The sequence below is a fragment of the Xanthomonas sp. AC360 genome (assembly GCF_979258225.1).
This window is the reverse complement of sequence record NZ_OZ409846.1, coordinates 4557740-4577585: the sequence shown is the minus strand read 5'-3', so window position 1 is coordinate 4577585 and position 19846 is coordinate 4557740. Positions and strand designations below refer to the sequence as shown.

Sequence of the window (19846 nt, the reverse complement as noted above, 5' to 3'; positions counted from 1 at the left end):
CCAAGCCCCCATGGCAGAGCAAGCATCCTCCTTCACTGACCGACTTGCGGCACGTTTCGCCGGTGCCCAGATCGCCGTGGCATTGCCGCGCGGCGAAGTCACGCTGGAAGTCGCCGCGGCCGATTGGCACGCCACCTGTCTGGCGCTGCGCGACGAGCTCGCTTTCGAACAGCTCAGCGACCTGTGCGGCGTCGACTACCTGGGTTATGGCAGCGACGAGTGGGATACCGCCGACGTGTCCTCGCAGGGCTTCAGTCGTGGCGTCGAAGGTAAGGGCATCGGGCGTTTCGGTTGGGGTGAGTTTCCCAGCCAGGAAGGCTCCACCGGCGCGCATGCGCAGCACATGCCCAAGCAGCGTTTTGCGGTCGTTGCCCAGCTGATTTCCTACCAGCACAACCAGCGTTTGCGCGTGCGTTGCTACGCACCCGACGAGCAGGTGCCGGTGGTGGCGTCGGTGACCGATATCTGGCCGGGCGTGAATTGGTTCGAGCGCGAAGCATTCGACCTGTTCGGCATCGTGTTCGATGGTCACCCGGACCTGCGCCGCATCCTGACCGACTATGGATTCGTCGGCCACCCGTTCCGCAAGGATTTCCCGCTGATCGGCAACGTCGAAGTGCGTTACGACGAAGAGCGCAAGCGCGTGGTGTACGAGCCGGTTACCTCGGTCGAGCCGCGCGTTGGTGTGCCGCGCGTGATTCGCGACGATGCCCGTTATGAGACTGCCGCCGGTGAAGTGGGCAAGTCGGAGACCGCCAAGTGAGTGAGTTCCGCCAGGCAACCGATGCCTTCGCGAGCAATCCTGTCGAAAGCAAGCAGGAAATCCGCAATTACACGATGAACTTCGGCCCGCAGCATCCTGCGGCGCACGGCGTGCTGCGTCTGATCCTGGAAATGGACGGCGAGACCGTGGTGCGTGCCGATCCGCATATCGGCCTGCTGCACCGTGGCACCGAGAAGCTGGCCGAGTCCAAGCCATTCAACCAGTCGGTTCCGTACATGGATCGCCTGGATTACGTGTCGATGATGTGCAACGAGCACGCCTACGTGCGCGCGATCGAGTCCCTGATGGGAATCGAAGCGCCGGAGCGTGCGCAGTACATCCGCACCATGTTCGACGAGATCACCCGCATCAAGAACCACCTGATGTGGGTGGGTTCCAACGCACTCGATCTGGGTGCGATGGCGGTGATGCTGTACGCGTTCCGCGAGCGCGAAGAATTGATGGACGTGTACGAGGCGGTCAGCGGCGCGCGCATGCACGCGGCCTACTACCGCCCGGGTGGCGTGTACCGCGATCTGCCCGATTTCATGCCCAAGTACAAGGAATCGCGCTGGCACAAGGGTGGGGCGCTGAAGAAGCGCAACGCTGCTCGCGAAGGCACGATGCTGGATTTCCTCGAGGATTTCACCGACACCTTCCCGTCGCGCGTGGACGAATACGAAACGCTGCTGACCGATAACCGCATCTGGAAGCAGCGTACTGTCGATGTCGGCATCATCAGCCCGGATCTGGCGCGTGCCTGGGGCATGACCGGTCCGATGCTGCGTGGCTCGGGGATCGAGTGGGATCTGCGCAAGAAGCAGCCGTATGCCAAGTACGACGCGGTGGATTTCGATATCCCGGTCGGCACCAACGGCGACTGCTACGACCGCTATCTGGTCCGCGTGGCCGAGATGCGCGAATCCAACCGCATCATCAAGCAATGCGTGAAGTGGCTGAAGGCCAATCCTGGCCCGGTCATGGTCACCAATTTCAAGGTCGCTCCGCCAAGCCGCGAAGGCATGAAAGACGACATGGAAGCGCTGATCCATCACTTCAAGCTATTCAGTGAAGGCTATTGCGTGCCGGCCGGCGAGACCTATTGCGCAGTCGAAGCGCCCAAGGGTGAGTTCGGCTGCTACCTGATGTCAGATGGCGCCAACAAGCCGTTCCGCCTGCATCTGCGCGCGCCGGGCTTTGCGCATTTGTCGTCGATGGATGCGGTGGTGCGTGGTTATTTGCTGGCCGACGTCGTGGCGATGATCGGTACTTACGATTTGGTTTTCGGTGAGGTTGACCGATGAAGGCGACGGGTAATTTCGAAGCGGCGCGCGACGTCGATCCGCAGGTGGTGCTGAGCGATAAAACGCGCGCGCACATCGATCATTGGCTGGCCAAGTTTCCGCCCGATCGCAAGCGTTCGGCGGTGCTGCAGGGCTTGCACGCGGCGCAGGAGCAGAACCAGGGCTGGCTGACCGACGAGTTGATCGTTGGCGTGGCCAAGTATCTGGAACTGCCGCCGGTGTGGGCCTATGAGGTGGCCAGCTTCTACTCGATGTTCGAGACCGAGAAGGTCGGCCGCCACAACGTGGCGTTCTGCACCAACATCAGCTGCTGGCTCAACGGCGCCGAAGATCTGTTGGCGCACGCCGAGAAGAAACTGGGTTGCAAGCTGGGGCAGTCGACGGCCGATGGCCGCGTCTACCTCAAGCGCGAAGAAGAGTGCCTGGCGGCCTGCTCTGCAGCGCCGATGATGGTCATCAACGGCCACTACCATGAGCACCTGACGAAAGAGAAGGTCGACGCGCTGCTGGACGGGCTGGAATAAGACATGGCACATCATCACGCACCTACAGGTCCGGTCGGTCCGGCGCCGTTGCCGCATCAGGTCGTTTACACGACCCTGCATTACGACACTCCGTGGTCGTACGAGAGCTACCTCAAGACCGGTGGCTACGCCGCGTTGCGCAAGATCCTGGAAGAAAAGATCGCGCCGGCCGACGTCATCGAAATGGTCAAGGCGTCCAATCTGCGTGGCCGCGGCGGCGCCGGTTTTCCGACCGGTCTGAAGTGGTCGTTCATGCCCAAGGGCACGATGCAGAAGTACATCCTGTGCAACTCGGACGAATCCGAGCCGGGGACCTGCAAAGACCGCGACATCCTGCGTTACAACCCGCATTCGGTGGTGGAGGGCATGGCGATCGCCTGCTACGCCACCGGCTCGACGGTGGGCTACAACTACCTGCGTGGCGAGTTCCACCACGAGCCGTTCGAAAACTTCGAACTGGCATTGGCCGATGCGTATGCGAACGGCTGGCTGGGCAAGAACATTCTCGGCAGCGGCGTGGATATCGATATCTACGGTGCGCTGGGTGCTGGCGCGTACATCTGCGGCGAAGAGACCGCATTGATGGAATCGCTGGAAGGCAAGAAAGGCCAGCCGCGTTACAAGCCGCCGTTCCCGGCGAACTTCGGCCTGTACGGCAAGCCGACCACCATCAACAACACCGAGACCTATGCGTCGGTGCCGGCGATCATTCGCAACGGCCCGGAGTGGTTCCTCGGGTTGAGCAAGACCAAGAACGGCGGGCCGAAGATTTTCTCGGTCTCCGGCTGCGTGCAGAAGGGTGGCAACTTTGAAGTGCCGCTCGGTACCACCTTCGACGAACTGCTGGAAATGGCCGGTGGTTTGCGTCCGGGCCGCACCCTCAAGGGCGTGGTGCCTGGCGGCGTGTCGATGCCGGTGCTGAAGGCCGATCAGGTTGCCGGTCTGCAGATGGATTACGACACCTTGCGTGCGCTGGGTACCGGTCTGGGATCGGGCGCCATCGTAGTGCTGGACGACAGCGTGTGCTGCGTGCGTTTTGCCTGCCGCATCTCGCAGTTCTTCCACAAGGAATCGTGTGGCCAGTGCACCCCGTGCCGCGAAGGCACCGGCTGGATGCACCGCGTGCTGGAGCGCATCGTCGCCGGCAAGGCCACGATGGAAGACCTGCACCAGCTGCGTACCGTGGCGGGTCAGATCGAAGGGCACACCATCTGCGCGTTCGGTGAAGCGGCAGCGTGGCCGATTCAAGGCTTCCTGCGCCAGTTCTGGGACGAGTTCGAGTACTACATCGTCAACGGTCGTTCGATCGTCGACACGCACGTCGGAGTGGCCGCATGAGCGCCCAACCAGTGAACCCGAACGTGCCGCCGGATCATGTCACCGTCGAAATCGACGGGCAGAGTCTGGTCGTGCCGAAGGGCTCGATGATCATCCAGGCCGCCGACAAGGCAGGCATTCCGATCCCACGCTTCTGCTATCACGAGAAGCTGCCGATCGCCGCCAACTGCCGCATGTGTCTGGTGGATGTCGAAAAGTCGCCCAAGCCGTCGCCCGCCTGCGCCACGCCGGTGATGGATGGCATGAAGATCGCCACGCGTAGCGAAAAGGCGCTGAAGTACCAGCGCAGCGTGATGGAATTTTTGTTGATCAATCACCCGCTGGACTGCCCGATCTGCGATCAGGGCGGCGAGTGCGAGTTGCAGGACGTCTCGCTTGGCTACGGCCGGTCGGTGAGCCGCTTCAACGAGCGCAAGCGCGTGGTGCCGGACGAGGATATCGGTCCGCTGGTCGCCACCGAAATGACCCGCTGCATCCAGTGCACCCGCTGCGTGCGCTTCACTGCAGACATCGCCGGCACCTACGAGCTGGGTGGCATGTACCGCGGTGAAAACCTGCAGATCGGCACCTACGACGGCAAGCCGCTGACCACCGAAATTTCCGGCAACGTCATTGACGTCTGCCCGGTGGGCGCGCTGACCAACAAGGTGTTCCAGTTCCGCGCACGTCCGTGGGAATTGATGGCGCGCGAATCGCTGGGTTACCACGATGCGATGGGCTCGAACCTGTTCCTGCATGTGCGTCGTGGCGAAGTGCTGCGTACCGTGCCGCGCGAGAACGAAGCAGTCAACGAATGCTGGCTGTCCGATCGCGACCGCTATTCGCATCAGGGTCTGTACGCTGAAGACCGCGCGGGCAAGCCGCTGAAGAAGGTCAACGGCGAGTGGACCGAAGTGAGCTGGACCGAAGGTCTGGCCGCTGCGACCCAGATCCTGCGTGACAACGCCGGCGATCAGCTTGGCGTGCTGGTGCATCCGTCCACTTCGAACGAGGAAGGTGCGCTGCTGGCACGTCTGGCCGAAGGCCTCGGCAGCGGCAATCTGGATCACCGGCTGCTCAATCGGGATTTCTCCGACGCTGCGGTTGCCGAAGCCTTTGCAACGCCGTTGGCCGAGATCGAGCAGGCCGATGTGGTGGTGTTGTTCGGCACCAACGTGCGTCACGAGCTGCCGTTGCTGCATGCACGTCTGCGCAAGGCGCACATCCAGAACCGCACGCAGATCCATTCGGTCAACCCGGTCGATTTCGATTTCGCATTCACGCAGGCGAGCCGCGCCGTGGTCGCGCCGTCGCAGCTGGCAAGCGCACTTGACGACGCCGCGCTACGCGATGCGGTCAAGGGTGCAACGCGCGCCGTTATCGTGGTTGGTGCACTGGCTGAAAATCATCCGCAGGCTGCTGCACTGCGTGCTGCTGCACGCGACTTTGCTGCGGCAACGGGCGCTTCGCTGTGCCGTATCCCGCAGGGCGCGAACGCGGTGGGTCTGGTGTCGCAAGGTGTGTTGCCAACCGCGCGTGATGTGGCCGGAATGCTGGCGCAGCCGCGTCAGGCGTACGTGCTGTACGGCATCGAGCCCGGTCTGGATTTTGCCGACGCCGCTGCTGCACGCAGCGCGCTGGCCGGTGCCAAGGTCGTTGCTTTCAGTCAGTTCGCCTGCGCTTCAACGCGCGATGTGGCTGACGTGATCCTGCCGATCGGTGCATTGCCGGAAATCGATGCCTCGTTGACCAATCTCGACGGTCGCGTGCAGACGGCGCGTGCCGCAGGCCGCTTGCCGGTCGAAGCGCGCGAAGGCTGGCGTGTGCTGCGTGCGCTGGGTGGTGAGCTGGGTCTGGCTGGTTTCGAGTTCATCGATCTGGTCGGCTTGCGTGCAGAGATGCAGAACCGCAGCGTGCGTCCGGTGGCCTCGGCACAGCCGCAGGTGGCAAGCGACGGGCTGGAAGTCGCGGCGACTGCTGCGATCTACCGCACCGATGCGGTAGTGCGTCGCGCCGCTGCGCTGCAATCGCATCCGCTCAATATTGCACCGTGCGTGGCGATGCACCCCGAGCAGGCTGCGCAGCTGCAGATCGCCGATGGGCAGATGGTCAAGGTCGGCACCGACGCGGGTAAGGCGACGTTGCCGGTGGTGCTGGACAAGCGTGTTGCACCTGGCACGGTGTGGATCGAATCCGGCCATGGCGCAACCGCGCCGCTTGGTGCCGGTCGCGTAACGGTGGTGGCTGCATGAACGAATTGCTGTTGAACGTGGTCGACCCTCTGCACCAGTGGTTTCTCGGACTGGGCGATGGCGGCATCCTGCTGTGGACCGTGTTGAAGATCCTGTTGATCGCCGTGCCGGTGATCGTCTCGGTGGCCTTCTACGTGGTGTGGGAGCGCAAGCTGATCGGTTGGATGCACGTGCGTCACGGGCCGATGTACGTGGGCATGGGCATCTTCCAGGCCTTCGCCGACGTGTTCAAACTCTTGTTCAAAGAGATCCTGCAGCCCAGCAGTTCGCACAAGGCGATGTTCATCATCGCGCCGCTGTTGACGCTGGCGCCTGCATTCGCGGCGTGGTCGGTGGTGCCGTTCGATGCGCAGCTGGTGCTGTCCAACGCCAACGTCGGTTTGCTGTATTTGCTGGCGATGACCTCGCTGGGCGTGTACGGCATCATCCTCGCGGGCTGGGCTTCCAACTCCAAGTACGCGTTTCTGGGTGCGATGCGCTCGGCCGCGCAGGTGGTCAGCTACGAAATTGCGATGGGGTTTGCGCTGGTCGGCGTCATGATCGCCTCGGGCAGCGTCAATCTGAGCCAGATCGTGTTGGCGCAGGGCGGTAATTCGGGTTTCTTCGACTGGTTCCTGATTCCGCTGTTCCCGTTGTTCATCGTGTACTGGGTCTCCGGTGTTGCCGAAACCAACCGCGCGCCGTTCGACGTGGTGGAAGGCGAATCGGAAATCGTCGCCGGCCACATGGTGGAATACTCGGGCGGTGCGTTCGCGCTGTTCTTCCTGGCCGAATACGCCAACATGATCCTGGTCAGCTTCCTGATCTCGATCTTCTTCCTCGGCGGCTGGCTGAGCCCGATCCAGGGTTGGGTCACTGCGGATATCTCGCCGTGGATCGACTGGGTGTGGAAGGGCGGTTGGCCGTGGCTGCTGATGAAGGTGTTCTTCTTCGCCAGCGCTTACATCTGGTTCCGTGCCAGTTTCCCGCGCTACCGCTACGACCAGATCATGCGTCTGGGTTGGAAGGTGTTCATTCCGCTCACGATCGTGTGGATCGCAGTGACGGCGTTGATGGTGTTTTACGGCGTGATCCAGAAGGGCGTGTAACCGATGAACAAGATCACCCATTACTTCAAGAGCCTGCTGCTGCTCGAACTGCTCGCAGGCTTGTGGCTGACGTTTAAGTACACGTTCAAGCCCAAGTACACCGTGCTGTATCCGATGGAGAAGTTTCCGCAGTCGCCGCGTTTCCGTGGCCTGCATGCGCTGCGTCGCTATCCCAATGGCGAAGAACGCTGCATTGCCTGCAAGCTGTGCGAAGCGGTGTGCCCGGCGCTGGCGATCACTATCGACTCGGCCAAGCGCGAGGACGGCTCGCGCCGTACCACGCGTTACGACATCGACTTGTTCAAGTGCATCTTCTGCGGCTTCTGCGAAGAAAGCTGCCCGGTGGACTCGATCGTCGAGACGCACATCCTCGAGTACCACTTCGAGAAGCGTGGCGAGAATATTGTCAACAAGCCGCAGTTGCTGGCGATCGGAGACCGGCTAGAAGCCGAGATCGCCGAGCGTCGCGCTGCCGATGCCGCCTTCCGTTGAGGTCATGATGGACTGGGTCTCTATTGCTTTTTACGCCTTCTCCGCAGTCGCGGTGGTGTCCGCCGGTGCGGTGATCAGCGTGCGTAACCCGGTGTATGCCGTGTTGTGCCTGATCCTCACCTTCTTCTCGATGGCGTGTATCTGGTTGCTGGTCGGTGCCGAGTTCCTCGGCGTCACGCTGGTGCTGGTCTACGTCGGCGCAGTGATGGTGCTGTTCTTGTTCGTGGTGATGATGCTGGACATCGACACCAGCCGGCTGCGCGAGGGCTGGGTCAAATACATGCCGCTGGGCGTGATCGTTGCGGTGGCGATGCTGGCGCAGATGGTCACCTTGATCGGGGTCAAGGCCCGCACGGCCACGCCGTTCCCGGCCGACAACGCGGCAGCGCAAGCTGCCGACAGTTCTAACCTGACCTGGCTGGCCAAGAGTCTGTACACCGAGTTCCTGCTGCCGTTCGAATTTGCCGCCGTGATTCTGACCGTGGCCGTGGTGGCCGCAGTGATGCTGACCTTGCGCAAGCGCACCGGCATCAAGCTCCAGAACGCCAGCGAGCAATCCCGCGTGAAGGCGGGCGACCGTCTGCGCATCGTCAAGATGGCAGTCGAAAAGCCAGCACAGGTTGCGCCGCGCGTCGATGCGGCCGACGGACAGGAGGCGAAGTCTTGATTACCTTGGGCCACCTGCTTGGACTGGGCGCGGTGCTGTTCTGCATCTCCCTGGCCGGCATCTTCCTCAACCGCAAGAACGTCATCGTGTTGCTGATGTCGATTGAGTTGATGCTGCTGTCGGTCAACGTCAACTTCATTGCGTTTTCGCGCGAGCTGGGCGACCCCGCCGGTCAGTTGTTCGTGTTCTTCATCCTGACCGTTGCCGCCGCGGAGGCCGCTATCGGCCTTGCGATCCTGGTGACTCTGTTCCGCACGCGCCGCACGATCAATGTGGCCGAAGTCGATACGTTGAAGGGCTGACCTGTAGATGGAAATCACTCTCTCCAAGAGTCTGTTGATTGCGGTGGTGCTTGCACCGCTGATCGGCAGCATCATCGCCGGCCTGTTCGGTCGCCAGGTAGGGCGCAAGGGCGCGCAATACGTCACCATCCTCGGCGTGGCGGTCAGCTGCGTGCTGTCGTGCCTGACGCTGCACCAATTGGTGGAGCAGGGCGCCAGCCCGTTCAACCAGAACCTGTACACCTTCTTCGACGTCGGTAATTACTCCGCGCATGTCGGCTTCATGGTCGACCGCCTGACCGCGATGATGATGGTGGTGGTGACTTTCGTGTCGCTGCTGGTGCACATCTACACCATCGGCTACATGGAAGAAGATCCCGGCTACCAGCGCTTCTTCAGCTACATCTCGTTGTTCACCTTTTCCATGCTGACGCTGGTGATGAGCAACAACTTCCTGCAGCTGTTCTTCGGCTGGGAAGCGGTGGGTCTGGTGTCGTACCTGCTGATCGGCTTCTGGTTCAAGCGCCCGACTGCCGTGTTCGCCAACATGAAGGCGTTCCTGGTCAACCGCGTGGGCGACTTCGGCTTCATTCTCGGCATCGCCGGCGTGCTGTTGTGGTTCGGCTCGTTGGATTACTCCACCGTGTTTGCCAACGCGACCACCATGGCCAACGCCAAGGTGCAGTTGTTTGCGGGCCACGAATGGAGTGTGATGACGCTGATCTGCATCTGCCTGTTCATCGGCGCGATGGGCAAGTCGGCGCAGGTGCCGCTGCATGTGTGGCTGCCTGACTCGATGGAAGGCCCGACCCCGATTTCGGCACTGATCCATGCTGCGACCATGGTCACCGCCGGCATCTTCATGGTGGCGCGCATGTCGCCGCTGTTCGAGCTGTCGGAAACCGCGCTCAACTTCATCCTGTTCATCGGTGCGACCACGGCCTTCTTCACCGGCCTGATCGGCATCGTGCAAAACGACATCAAGCGCGTGGTCGCGTACTCGACGCTGTCCCAGCTCGGTTACATGACCGTGGCGCTGGGCGTGTCGGCCTATTCGGCCGCTGTGTTCCACCTGATGACGCATGCCTTCTTCAAGGCGCTGCTGTTCCTGGCGGCGGGTTCGGTCATCATCGGCATGCACCACGAGCAGGACATGCGCAAGATGGGCGGCCTGCGCAAGTACATGAAGGTGACCTACTGGACCAGCGTGATCGGTACGCTGGCACTGGTTGGTACGCCGTTCTTCTCGGGTTTCTACTCGAAGGACACTATCATCGAAGCCGCTGCGCACCACGCGCACGAATCGCATAGCTGGATCGCGACTTACGGCTACTGGTCCGTGCTCGGTGGCGTGCTGGTCACCAGCTTCTACAGCTTCCGTCTGCTGTTCCTGACCTTCCACGGCAAGGAGCGTTTCCGGGATGCCCATGCGCACGATGCGCATGCACATCACGACAGCGCGCACACCGATGCCGAAGCGCTGGTGCATGCCCATGACAGCCACGCGCACGATGCACATGCGCATGACAGCCATAGCCACGACGATCACGGTCATGGGCACCACGGTGTTCACGAGCCGCACGAGTCCAAGTGGGTGGTGACGTTGCCGCTGATCCTGCTGGCGATTCCGTCGGTGGCGATCGGTTTCTTCACCATCGGCCCCATGTTGTTCGGTACCGATTGGCAGGGCCACCACGCGGCGCACGCGCTCAAGGGGCAGGCCGTGTCGTTCTTCACCGGCATCGTCGACTTCTACGACCCGGCGCGCGATACCGTTGGTGCGCTGGCCGAAGAATTCCATGGCCCGGTGGCGTTCGCGTTACACGGCATGATGGCGGCGCCGTTCTTCCTGACGGTCGCTGGTCTATTGCTTGCCGCGTTGTTCTATCTGTGGAAGCCCGACCTTGCCACCAAGTCGCGCAAGGCGTTCGCGCCGATCGTGTGGCTGCTGGAAAACAAATACGGCTTCGACAAGCTGTGGATCAATGGCTTCGCCGGTGGCGGTGTTGTCCTTGGCAAAGCGTCACGCGCAATCGACACCCATGTGGTCGACGGCGTGGTCGTCAATGGTTCTGCCCGACTGATCGACCTGGCTGCAAATCTGCTGCGTCGCACGCAATCCGGTTTCCTCTATCACTACGCCTTCGCAATGATCATCGGTTTGATCGCCTTGTTGGCGGTACTGATGCATTTCTGGCGTTGACCTGTACGGAATAAGAAAACGTGTCGAACTGGCCTTTACTGTCTATCTTGATCTGGCTGCCGATTATCGGTGGCGCCCTGATCCTCGCGTTGCGCAACGCCGAGACTGCCCGCTGGGCGTCCTTGGCGGTGGCGGTGGCGACCTTTGTGCTGAGTCTGCCGCTGTTGGGCTATGACACCGCCAATGACGCGATGCAGTTCATCGAACTGCATGCCTGGATTCCGGCTTACAACATCGGCTACAACCTGGGCGTGGATGGCATCGCGGTCGCGTTGATCGTGCTCACCACATTGGTGACGGTGCTGGCGCTGATCGGCGCCTGGCGCTCGATCGACAAGCGCGTCAATCAGTACGTCGCCGCGTTCCTGATTCTGGAAGGCGTCACCGTCGGTATCTTCGCTGCCACCGACGCGATGCTGTTCTATGTCTTCTTCGAAGCCATGCTGATCCCGATGTTCCTGATCATCGGTGTCTGGGGTGGTCCGCGACGTATCTATGCGGCGATGAAGTTCTTCCTCTACACCTTCCTCGGCTCGGTGCTGATGCTGGTGGGTCTGGTCTACCTGTATCTGAAGGGCGGCAGTTTCCAACTCGCCGACCTGTACGCGCTGCAGCTGACCGCCAAGGAGCAGACCTGGATCTTCTTCGCGTTCTTGATTGCCTTTGCGGTCAAGGTGCCGATGTTCCCGGTGCACACCTGGCTGCCGGATGCGCACGTCGAAGCGCCGACCGCCGGTTCGGTGATCCTGGCTGCGATCGCTCTGAAGATCGGCGGCTACGGTTTCCTGCGCTTCAACCTGCCGATCGTGCCGGACGCCAGTCACGAGTTCGCCTGGTTGGTCATTGCGTTGTCGCTGATCGCGGTGGTCTACGTCGGTCTGGTGGCATTGGTGCAGGAAGACATGAAGAAGCTGGTGGCGTACTCGTCCATCGCGCATATGGGCTTCGTCACCCTGGGTACCTTCATTGCCTTCACGCTGGTGCGTGAGTACGGCAGCACCGACGCTGCGCGTCTCGGCTTGCAAGGCGCGATGGTGCAGATGATTTCGCACGGCTTCGTGTCCGGCGCCATGTTCTCCTGCATCGGGGTGTTGTACGACCGCATGCACACGCGTCGCATCGCCGATTACGGCGGCGTGGTCAATGTGATGCCGTGGTTCGCCACCTTTGCGATGTTGTTCTTCATGGCCAATGCCGGTCTGCCGGGTACCAGCGGTTTCGTCGGCGAGTTCATGGTGATCCTGGCCAGCTTCCAGAAGCATCCGTTGGTTGCCTTCGCTGCCGCCACCACGCTGGTGATCACTGCCGCCTACACGCTGTGGCTCTACAAGCGCGTGTTTTTCGGCGAAGTGGCCAACGCGCATGTGGCCGAGCTGAAGGACATCAATGGCCGTGAGGCCTTCGTGCTGGGGGTGTTCGCTGCTGGCGTGCTGGCCCTGGGCCTGTATCCGAAGCCGCTGACCGATCTGATGGAACCATCGATCGCCAAGCTGGCTACCCAGATTGCCGCGACCAAGCTGTAACTGCTTGCCGTACGTACCGATTTTCAGGATTTGATGATGACCACGCCAACGCTCGCGCCGTTGACCACCGCTGACCTGGCTCCGCTTGTTCCGGAGCTGGTGCTGATCGGCGGCGCCTTCGCACTGCTGATGCTCGACCTGTTTATGAGCCAGCGGAACAAGGTCTGGACCCACTTGTTCTCTATCGCTGTTCTGGCCGTGGTGTTTGCGTTGTTGGCAACCGGCACGGGTGGGCAGGGCGACATTTTCAACGGCATGTTCGTGCGCGATACCGCCGCAGATGTCATGAAGACGGTGATCGTGCTCGTCAGCGGGTTGAGCCTGGTGTATGGCTGGACCTACCTGCGCGAGCGCAATCTCTATCAGGGCGAAATCCCGGTATTGGTGTTGTTCGCCACCGCCGGCATGATGCTGCTGGCCTCGGCCGGCAGTCTGCTGATGGTCTATCTAGGACTGGAACTGCTGGCGCTGTGTTCGTACGCGCTGGTCGCATCCAATCGCGACAACGGCCTGGCCACCGAAGCGGCGATGAAGTATTTCGTGCTGGGTTCGTTGGCGTCGGGTCTGTTGCTATACGGCATGTCGCTGGTCTATGGCGCTACCGGCACCTTGAGCCTGGCGGGCATCCATGACGCGATCGACGGCTCGGGCGAACGCACACTGCTGCTGACCGGTACCATCTTCATGATCGCAGGCGTTGCATTCAAGCTGGGCGCTGCGCCGTTCCATATGTGGCTGCCCGACGTCTATCAGGGCGCACCGGCACCGATCGCGTTGTTTATCAGCTCGGCACCGAAGCTGGCTGCATTCGGCATGGCTTACCGCCTGCTGGAAGTGGGTATGGGTCCGTTGTCGCCGCAGTGGCATCTGCTGATTGGCGGGCTGTCGGCACTGTCATTGGTCATCGGCAACCTGATGGCCATCGCGCAGACCAATCTCAAGCGCATGCTTGCGTATTCGACGGTGTCGCACATCGGCTTCCTGCTGATGGGCGTAGCCGGTGGCGGCGAAGAAGGGTATGCGGCTGCGATGTTCTATGCAGTGAGCTACACCATCATGTCGACCGCTTCGTTCGGCGCGATCATCGCGTTGTCGCGTAATGGCTTTGAAGCGGAGAACATCGACGACTTCAAGGGGCTCAACGCGCGCAATCCGTGGATGGCTGGCCTGGTGCTGTGCATCATGGCCTCGCTCGCGGGCATTCCGCCGTTCCTCGGCTTCTGGACCAAGCTCGCCGTGCTGGGCGCGGCGGTGAAGGGCGACATGCTGTGGCTGGCGCTGGTAGGTGTGCTGTGTGCGGTGATCGGTGCGTACTACTACCTGCGTGTCATCAAGGTCATGTACTTCGACGAACCGGTCGGTGAGCCGTTGCCCGCCAACAATGATCGCGTCCTGGGCACGGTGCTGGGCGTCAACGTACTCGCATTGCTGGCGCTGGGTCTGGCCTGGAGCCCGATCATGGTGTGGTGCCAGCGCGCGTTTGCTGGTCTCGTGTAAGCGGGTAGACGCGCGCGACGCTGACGCAGCGGCGTTTGCTGCAGGTGTATGGCGCGGATCTGAAATAAAGTTGTGATTGGTGTTTCGTTTTTGTTGCATTGCGGTTATCATTCGCCGCGACGTTGGACACTCGCCAAAGTGTCCAACAGATGAAAAACTTAGGGCTTGCAATTGCCGCTCAAGTTCTTCATAATTCCGCTTCTGCTGCGGGGTGGAGCAGTCTGGCAGCTCGTCGGGCTCATAACCCGAAGGTCGCAGGTTCAAATCCTGCCCCCGCTACCAAGTTTGAATTGCTGCTTTAATGCAGTTTGCCTTAAGGCAGCAGTTCATGTTCTTGGATCGCAAAGACGCATGTTCCCGTCTTTGTGCCGACCCTGAGAGGTCGGGCTTTTTTCACGCAAGGGGCCCATCGGGCCCCTTGTTTTTTCCGGAACCGGAAAGTTTGCTGCCGGTTGCCGGGGTTCTACTGGCAATCATTTGATCAGGGCAGTCTGTGAGCGAAAAAGCGACCGAAATCGCGAATCTGCTGAGTCCAACGGTTGAGTCCCTGGGCTTGGAACTGCTGGGCGTGGAATATCTTCCCGCGCCAGGTGGCGCCACGTTGCGCCTTTACATCGATGTGCCGCTGGCCGAACAGCCCGAGCGTGTGATCAACGTCGACGACTGCGAGCGCGTGAGCCGCGAAGTGTCGGCCCAGCTCGACGTCGAAGACCCAGTTAGTGGCAACTACACCCTGGAAGTGTCATCGCCGGGTGTGGACCGTCCCTTGTTCACCCTCGAACAGTTCGCGCGCCATGCCGGCGAGTCCGCAAAGATCGTGTTGAAGCTTGCGCAGGATGGTCGGCGCCGTTTTCAGGGTCAGATCCTGCGTACCGAGTCCGAGGCCGTAGTGTTTTCGGTCGATGGCAAGGACGTCCAGATCGGCTTCGACAACATCGACAAGGCGCGCATCCTGCCGGATTGGGTTGCCTTGGGCCTGGCGCCGCAAAAACCGAATAAGCCCGGCCCGAAAAAACCCGGGCACGACAAGAAGAAACCATCCAACGAGTCGGCGGCTGGCAAGCCGCGCGCGGAGTGACTAAATGAGCAAGGAACTTTTGCTGGTAGTGGATGCGGTGGCCAACGAAAAGGGCGTGCCGCGCGAAGTGATCTTCGATGCGATCGAGGCCGCGTTGGCTTCCGCAGCGAAGAAGCGCTATCCCGACCAGGATGTGCTGGCACGCGTGACCATCGACCACAAGGACGGTAACTACGAAACCTACCGTCGTTGGGAAGTCGTCGCCGACGATGTGGTGATGGAGTCGCCGGATCGCCAGGTGCGTCTGATGGATGCCATCGACGAAGCCGACGGCGTGGATGTGGGCGACTACATCGAAGAACAGATCGAAAATCCGGATTTCGGCCGCATCGCCGCGCAGGCTGCCAAGCAGGTGATCGTGCAGCGTGTGCGCGAAGCCGAGCGTCAGCAGGTTGTGGACGCATGGAAAGATCGCGTCGGCGAGCTGATCACCGGTGTGGTCAAGCGTGCCGAGCGCGGCAATATCTTTGTCGATCTGGGTGGCAATGCCGAAGCCTTCATTCCGAAGGACAAGGGCATTCCGCGCGACGTGCTGCGCCCGGGCGACCGCGTACGCGGCTACCTGGCCGAAGTGCGTTCTGAACCGCGTGGCCCTCAGCTGTTCATCAGCCGCGCTGCGCCGGAATTCATGATCGAGCTGTTCAAGCTCGAAGTACCGGAAGTCGGTCAGGGTCTGGTCGAGATCAAGGCCTGCGCACGTGATCCTGGCGACCGCGCCAAGATTGCGGTGATTGCGCACGACACGCGTACCGATCCGATCGGTGCCTGTATCGGTATGCGCGGCTCGCGCGTGCAGGCAGTGTCCAACGAGCTCAATGGCGAGCGCGTGGACATCGTGTTGTGGAACGAGAACCCGGCCAACTTCGTGATCAACGCGATGGCGCCTGCTGAAGTGCAGTCGATCATCGTCGATGAAGACAAGCACTCGATGGACCTGGCCGTGGCGGAAGACCGCCTGGCGCAGGCGATCGGCAAGGGCGGCCAGAACGTGCGTCTGGCCAGCCGCCTGACCGGTTGGCAGCTCAACGTGATGACTGCCGACCAGGTGGCCGCCAAGTCCGAGGCTGAACAGGCATCGGCGCGCCAGCTGTTTATGGATCGCCTGGAAGTGGACGAAGAAATCTCCGCGATCCTGGTGTCCGAAGGCTTCAACACGGTCGAAGAAATCGCCTACGTGCCGGTCGGCGAATTGCTGGCGGTGGAAGGCTTCGACGAAGACATCGTCGAAGAACTGCGTGCCCGTGCCCGCGATGCGCTGCTCAACGCCGCGCTGGCCGAGGAAGAAGGCCTGGAAGGAACTCAGCCCACCGAGGACCTGCTGGCGCTGGAGGGGATGGACGAGGAAACGGCCTTTGCTCTGGCCGAGCACGGCGTGCGTACCAGCGAGGACTTGTCCGACCTGGCAGCGGACGAGATCGTCGACTTCGGCATCGAGGGCATGACCCAGGAGCGCGCCTCGGCGCTGATCCTGGCGGCCCGCGCCGAGGAGATCGCCCGTTTGGAGCGCGGCGAATGAGCCGGCAATGAACCGCGCCCTGACCCCATCAGGGCTTAGAATCAGCGTTTCCCTTGCTCTGGGCGAGGGGGCGCCAACCAGATCATAGGATCCGAATGTCGCAGCAAACCACCATCCGCAAGCTTGCCGAACTGGTCAACACGCCGGTCGATAAACTGCTGGTTCAACTGGCCGAGGCCGGAATGAAGTTCAGCGGTCCCGACCAGGTCGTGACCAGCACCGAGAAGATGAAACTGCTTGGCTTCCTGCGTCGCACGCATGGCAAGTCCGATGCACCTGCCGAAGCGGCAAGCGAAGCAGCCAAGAAGATCACGCTGAATCGGCGCAAGCTGCAGGAAGTCACGGTCAGCGCCGGTCGCACCAAGACCACGGTCAACGTGGAAGTGCGCCAGAAGCGGACGTACGTCAAATCCGAGAACGAAGTCGGCGGCCGTGCCGTGCCGATGACGCCGGACGAAGAGCGTGCCGACATCCTGGCCAAGCTCGCTGCATCGCGTCAGCGCAATCTCGACGAGCAGCAGGCCCTGGCCGAAAGTGACCGTGTGCGCGATGAAGCGATTCAGCGCAAGCGCGACGAAGAGCAGGCCGCAAAAGACCGTGTAGAAGCCGAGCGCAAGGCTGCCGAGGAAGCCGCTGCGGCTGCCAGTGCGCCGGCCCCGGTTGCCGCTGCGCCGACGCCGTCTTCGGCGCCTGCTGCGCGTGCACCATCTTCGCCGTCTTCGGCACCGCGTCCGGCCCGTCCGGCTGGCGCGTCGCCCGCTTCGCGTCCGGCGACGCCGGCACGTCCGGATGATCGCAATAACGCAGCCAAGCACAAGACGCGCGGTTCGCACGTCATGGTGGCTGGCGTCGAAGACGACGATGCGACCAAGCGCTTTGCTGGTCAGCTGCATCTGTCGGCCGCCGATCGCGCGCGTCGTTCCAATGTGCGTGGCAAGCCGACCGGTCGTCCGGGTTCGTCGTCGTCGCGTCGCGGCAATGATGGCGGTCGTGGCAGCAACCAGAGCAACAGCGGCCCGCACGGGTTCGAGCGTCCGACTGCACCGGTGGTGCGTGAAGTGGCGATCGGCGAGACCATCACCGTGGCCGATCTGGCGCAGAAGCTTGCGCTCAAGGGCGGCGACGTGGTCAAGGCGCTGTTCAAGATGGGCGTCATGGCGACCATTACCCAGAGCATCGATCACGACACCGCTGCACTGGTGACCGAAGAACTCGGCCACAAGGCAGTGCGTGCGGACAATGCCGACTTCGAAGATGCGCTGCTGGCGCATTCCGAAGACGCGCAGGGCGAGACCACCTCGCGTCCGCCGGTCGTGACCATCATGGGTCACGTCGATCACGGCAAGACCTCGCTGCTGGACTACATCCGTCGCACCAAGATCGCTTCCGGCGAAGCTGGCGGCATCACTCAGCATATCGGTGCGTACCACGTCGAAACCGGCCGTGGCGTCATCAGCTTCCTGGATACGCCCGGCCATGCCGCGTTTACCTCGATGCGTGCGCGCGGCGCCAAGATCACCGACATCGTGGTGCTGGTGGTTGCGGCCGACGACGGCGTCATGCCGCAGACCAGGGAAGCAGTGGCGCATGCCAGGGCGGCAGGCGTGCCGTTGATCGTGGCGGTCAACAAGATCGACAAGGCCGGCGCGGATCCGCTGCGGGTCAAGAACGAATTGCTGGCCGAAAACGTGGTTGCCGAAGATTTCGGCGGCGATACCCAGTTCATCGAAGTGTCGGCCAAGGTCGGTACCGGTGTGGATACGCTGCTGGATGCGATTTCGCTGCAGGCCGAAGTGCTGGAACTCAAGGCAGTGGCCGATGGCCGCGCCAGCGGTACCGTGATCGAATCCTCGCTGGACAAGGGCCGTGGCCCGGTCGCAACGGTGCTGGTGCAGCAGGGCGCGCTGAAGCGTGGCGACTACCTGGTGTGCGGCATTCAGTACGGCCGCGTGCGTGCGCTGTTCGACGAAACCGGCCATCAGCCGGCCTCGGCGGGCCCGTCGATTCCGGTGCAGGTGCTCGGCCTGTCCGGCGTGCCGGAAGCTGGCGATGACTTCGTGGTCGTCGACGACGAGCGTCTGGCCAAGGACGTGGCGCAGCAGCGCGAAACCAAGCGCCGCGAATCGCGTCTGGTCGCCTCGGCAACCAACCGCATGGAAGACATCCTGGCCCAGATGGGCAAGGGCGAAGGCCAGCAGGTGTTGAACCTGGTGATCAAAGCCGACGTGCAGGGTTCGGTGGAAGCGCTCAAGCAGTCGCTGGTGGCGTTGTCCAACGACGACATCCGCATCAACGTGATCCATTCCGGCGTGGGCGGCATCACCGAGTCGGATGCGAATTCGGCAGCGGCGTCCAAGGCCACGATGATCGGCTTCAACGTGCGTGCGGATGCGTCGGCACGCAAGATCGTCGAGTCCAATGGCATCGATCTGCGTTACTTCTCGATCATCTATGACGTGATCGATCAGGTGAAGCAGGTGGCGTCCGGTCTGCTCGGCGTGGAAATCCGCGAAGAGATCATCGGTATTGCGCAGGTGCGCGACGTGTTCCGCAGCTCGAAGTTCGGTGCGGTTGCAGGCTGCATGATCATCGAAGGCGTGGTGAAGCGCAGCAAGCCGATCCGCGTGCTCCGCGACAGCGTCGTGGTGTTCGAGGGCGAGCTGGAATCGCTGCGTCGCTTCAAGGAAAACGTCGACGAAGTGCGTAACGGTACCGAGTGCGGTATCGGCGTGAAGGCTTACAACGACGTCAAGCCTGGCGATCAGATCGAGTGCTTCGAGCGTATCGAGGTTGCCCGCACGCTGTAATGGCTGCCGGGGCCTGCGGCCCCGGTCTTCCACACAGGCGATGGTGTACGCAAGTTCTGCAAGGCGAGGGCGGCATGGCCGCCCGCGTTCGTTTTTGGCTTCGGTGCCATCTGGCCCTCCGAATCAACCAGGTCCACGACCATGCCAACCAAATCATTCCATCGCACCGATCGCGTTTCTGCGCAGGTGCGTCGCGACCTCGGCACGATCGTGCACGCGGCCGTGCGCGACCACGGCTTGCCGTCGGTCAGCGTTTCCGATGTCGAAATCAGCCGCGATCTGGCGCACGCCAAGGTATTCGTCACCGCGTTGCAGCAGGAGCGTTCGGCCGAAGCGGTCAAGGGACTCAAGGAAATCGCCGGGCAGCTGCGCACGCAGTTGGCGCGCGCGATGAAGCTGCGTCACGTGCCCGAGCTGCACTTTCACTACGACGACTCGGTCGACCGTGGCGAACGTATCGATAACCTGCTGCGTGACCTGGACGATGTCGGTCCGCAGGCCACGTCCAGCGATGAAGACGCTGAGCAGCGCTAA

Annotated in this window: 16 protein-coding genes and 1 tRNA gene; all 17 read left to right on the top strand. The window is 62.0% G+C overall.

What is annotated here, in order from left to right:
* The first annotated feature begins 10 nt into the window (after positions 1 to 10).
* Complete coding sequence (locus ACZZ0O_RS19600; RefSeq protein WP_115528405.1) at positions 11 to 763, top strand: NADH-quinone oxidoreductase subunit C; 753 nt, start codon at positions 11 to 13, stop codon at positions 761 to 763.
* The gene (locus tag ACZZ0O_RS19595) at positions 760 to 2067 is read left to right on the top strand and encodes an NADH-quinone oxidoreductase subunit D (protein ID WP_115513331.1); all 1308 of its coding nucleotides are present in this window, start codon (positions 760 to 762) and stop codon (positions 2065 to 2067) included. The genes ACZZ0O_RS19600 and ACZZ0O_RS19595 overlap by 4 nt, the downstream gene beginning before the upstream one ends.
* A complete protein-coding gene (nuoE, locus tag ACZZ0O_RS19590) occupies positions 2064 to 2591 on the top strand; it encodes an NADH-quinone oxidoreductase subunit NuoE (protein ID WP_005991372.1) in 528 nt (175 codons plus the stop codon). Before ACZZ0O_RS19595 ends, nuoE begins: the two co-directional genes overlap by 4 nt.
* Before the next feature lie 3 nt (positions 2592 to 2594).
* Positions 2595 to 3929, top strand: a complete 1335-nt coding sequence (gene nuoF / locus ACZZ0O_RS19585; RefSeq protein WP_055850080.1) for an NADH-quinone oxidoreductase subunit NuoF — start codon at positions 2595 to 2597, stop codon at positions 3927 to 3929.
* Complete coding sequence (nuoG, locus tag ACZZ0O_RS19580; protein WP_115528403.1) at positions 3926 to 6160, top strand: NADH-quinone oxidoreductase subunit NuoG; 2235 nt, start codon at positions 3926 to 3928, stop codon at positions 6158 to 6160. Before nuoF ends, nuoG begins: the two co-directional genes overlap by 4 nt.
* Positions 6157 to 7248, top strand: a complete 1092-nt coding sequence (gene nuoH / locus ACZZ0O_RS19575; RefSeq protein ID WP_055850084.1) for an NADH-quinone oxidoreductase subunit NuoH — start codon at positions 6157 to 6159, stop codon at positions 7246 to 7248. The genes nuoG and nuoH overlap by 4 nt, the downstream gene beginning before the upstream one ends.
* Before the next feature lie 3 nt (positions 7249 to 7251).
* Positions 7252 to 7740: an NADH-quinone oxidoreductase subunit NuoI gene (nuoI, locus tag ACZZ0O_RS19570; RefSeq protein ID WP_055850086.1), complete on the top strand. Its 489-nt coding sequence runs from the start codon at positions 7252 to 7254 to the stop codon at positions 7738 to 7740.
* Between the two features lie 4 nt (positions 7741 to 7744).
* On the top strand, positions 7745 to 8407 hold the full coding sequence (locus ACZZ0O_RS19565; protein ID WP_193552493.1) for an NADH-quinone oxidoreductase subunit J: 663 nt from the start codon (positions 7745 to 7747) through the stop codon (positions 8405 to 8407).
* On the top strand, positions 8404 to 8709 hold the full coding sequence (gene nuoK, locus ACZZ0O_RS19560) for an NADH-quinone oxidoreductase subunit NuoK (RefSeq protein ID WP_006450557.1): 306 nt from the start codon (positions 8404 to 8406) through the stop codon (positions 8707 to 8709). Before ACZZ0O_RS19565 ends, nuoK begins: the two co-directional genes overlap by 4 nt.
* A gap of 7 nt (positions 8710 to 8716) precedes the next feature.
* Complete coding sequence (nuoL, locus tag ACZZ0O_RS19555; RefSeq protein WP_463591616.1) at positions 8717 to 10891, top strand: NADH-quinone oxidoreductase subunit L; 2175 nt, start codon at positions 8717 to 8719, stop codon at positions 10889 to 10891.
* A gap of 20 nt (positions 10892 to 10911) precedes the next feature.
* Complete coding sequence (locus ACZZ0O_RS19550; RefSeq protein ID WP_055850090.1) at positions 10912 to 12414, top strand: NADH-quinone oxidoreductase subunit M; 1503 nt, start codon at positions 10912 to 10914, stop codon at positions 12412 to 12414.
* Between the two features lie 36 nt (positions 12415 to 12450).
* Complete coding sequence (gene nuoN / locus ACZZ0O_RS19545) at positions 12451 to 13911, top strand: NADH-quinone oxidoreductase subunit NuoN (RefSeq protein ID WP_463591615.1); 1461 nt, start codon at positions 12451 to 12453, stop codon at positions 13909 to 13911.
* A 205-nt stretch (positions 13912 to 14116) separates the two neighbouring features.
* Positions 14117 to 14193, top strand: a tRNA-Met gene (locus tag ACZZ0O_RS19540).
* Positions 14194 to 14404: 211 nt separating this feature from the next.
* A complete protein-coding gene (gene rimP, locus ACZZ0O_RS19535) occupies positions 14405 to 14989 on the top strand; it encodes a ribosome maturation factor RimP (protein WP_463591614.1) in 585 nt (194 codons plus the stop codon).
* 4 nt (positions 14990 to 14993) lie between these two features.
* Positions 14994 to 16505 carry a transcription termination factor NusA gene (gene nusA, locus ACZZ0O_RS19530; RefSeq protein WP_055850094.1) on the top strand — a complete coding sequence of 504 codons (1512 nt, stop codon included), beginning with the start codon at positions 14994 to 14996 and terminating at the stop codon, positions 16503 to 16505.
* Between the two features lie 95 nt (positions 16506 to 16600).
* Complete coding sequence (infB, locus tag ACZZ0O_RS19525) at positions 16601 to 19312, top strand: translation initiation factor IF-2 (RefSeq protein ID WP_463591613.1); 2712 nt, start codon at positions 16601 to 16603, stop codon at positions 19310 to 19312.
* A gap of 141 nt (positions 19313 to 19453) precedes the next feature.
* Positions 19454 to 19846, top strand: a complete 393-nt coding sequence (gene rbfA, locus ACZZ0O_RS19520; RefSeq protein WP_005991395.1) for a 30S ribosome-binding factor RbfA — start codon at positions 19454 to 19456, stop codon at positions 19844 to 19846.

Coding starts and splice junctions, on each gene's coding strand:
- infB (WP_463591613.1), top strand. CDS start 16,601: ATGTCGCAGCAAACCACCATCCGCAAGCTTGCCGAACTGGTCAACACG.
- nuoH (WP_055850084.1), top strand. CDS start 6,157: ATGAACGAATTGCTGTTGAACGTGGTCGACCCTCTGCACCAGTGGTTT.
- nuoF (WP_055850080.1), top strand. CDS start 2,595: ATGGCACATCATCACGCACCTACAGGTCCGGTCGGTCCGGCGCCGTTG.
- nuoE (WP_005991372.1), top strand. CDS start 2,064: ATGAAGGCGACGGGTAATTTCGAAGCGGCGCGCGACGTCGATCCGCAG.
- nuoL (WP_463591616.1), top strand. CDS start 8,717: ATGGAAATCACTCTCTCCAAGAGTCTGTTGATTGCGGTGGTGCTTGCA.
- nuoN (WP_463591615.1), top strand. CDS start 12,451: ATGACCACGCCAACGCTCGCGCCGTTGACCACCGCTGACCTGGCTCCG.
- ACZZ0O_RS19600 (WP_115528405.1), top strand. CDS start 11: ATGGCAGAGCAAGCATCCTCCTTCACTGACCGACTTGCGGCACGTTTC.
- rbfA (WP_005991395.1), top strand. CDS start 19,454: ATGCCAACCAAATCATTCCATCGCACCGATCGCGTTTCTGCGCAGGTG.
- nuoG (WP_115528403.1), top strand. CDS start 3,926: ATGAGCGCCCAACCAGTGAACCCGAACGTGCCGCCGGATCATGTCACC.
- nuoI (WP_055850086.1), top strand. CDS start 7,252: ATGAACAAGATCACCCATTACTTCAAGAGCCTGCTGCTGCTCGAACTG.
- nusA (WP_055850094.1), top strand. CDS start 14,994: ATGAGCAAGGAACTTTTGCTGGTAGTGGATGCGGTGGCCAACGAAAAG.
- ACZZ0O_RS19565 (WP_193552493.1), top strand. CDS start 7,745: ATGATGGACTGGGTCTCTATTGCTTTTTACGCCTTCTCCGCAGTCGCG.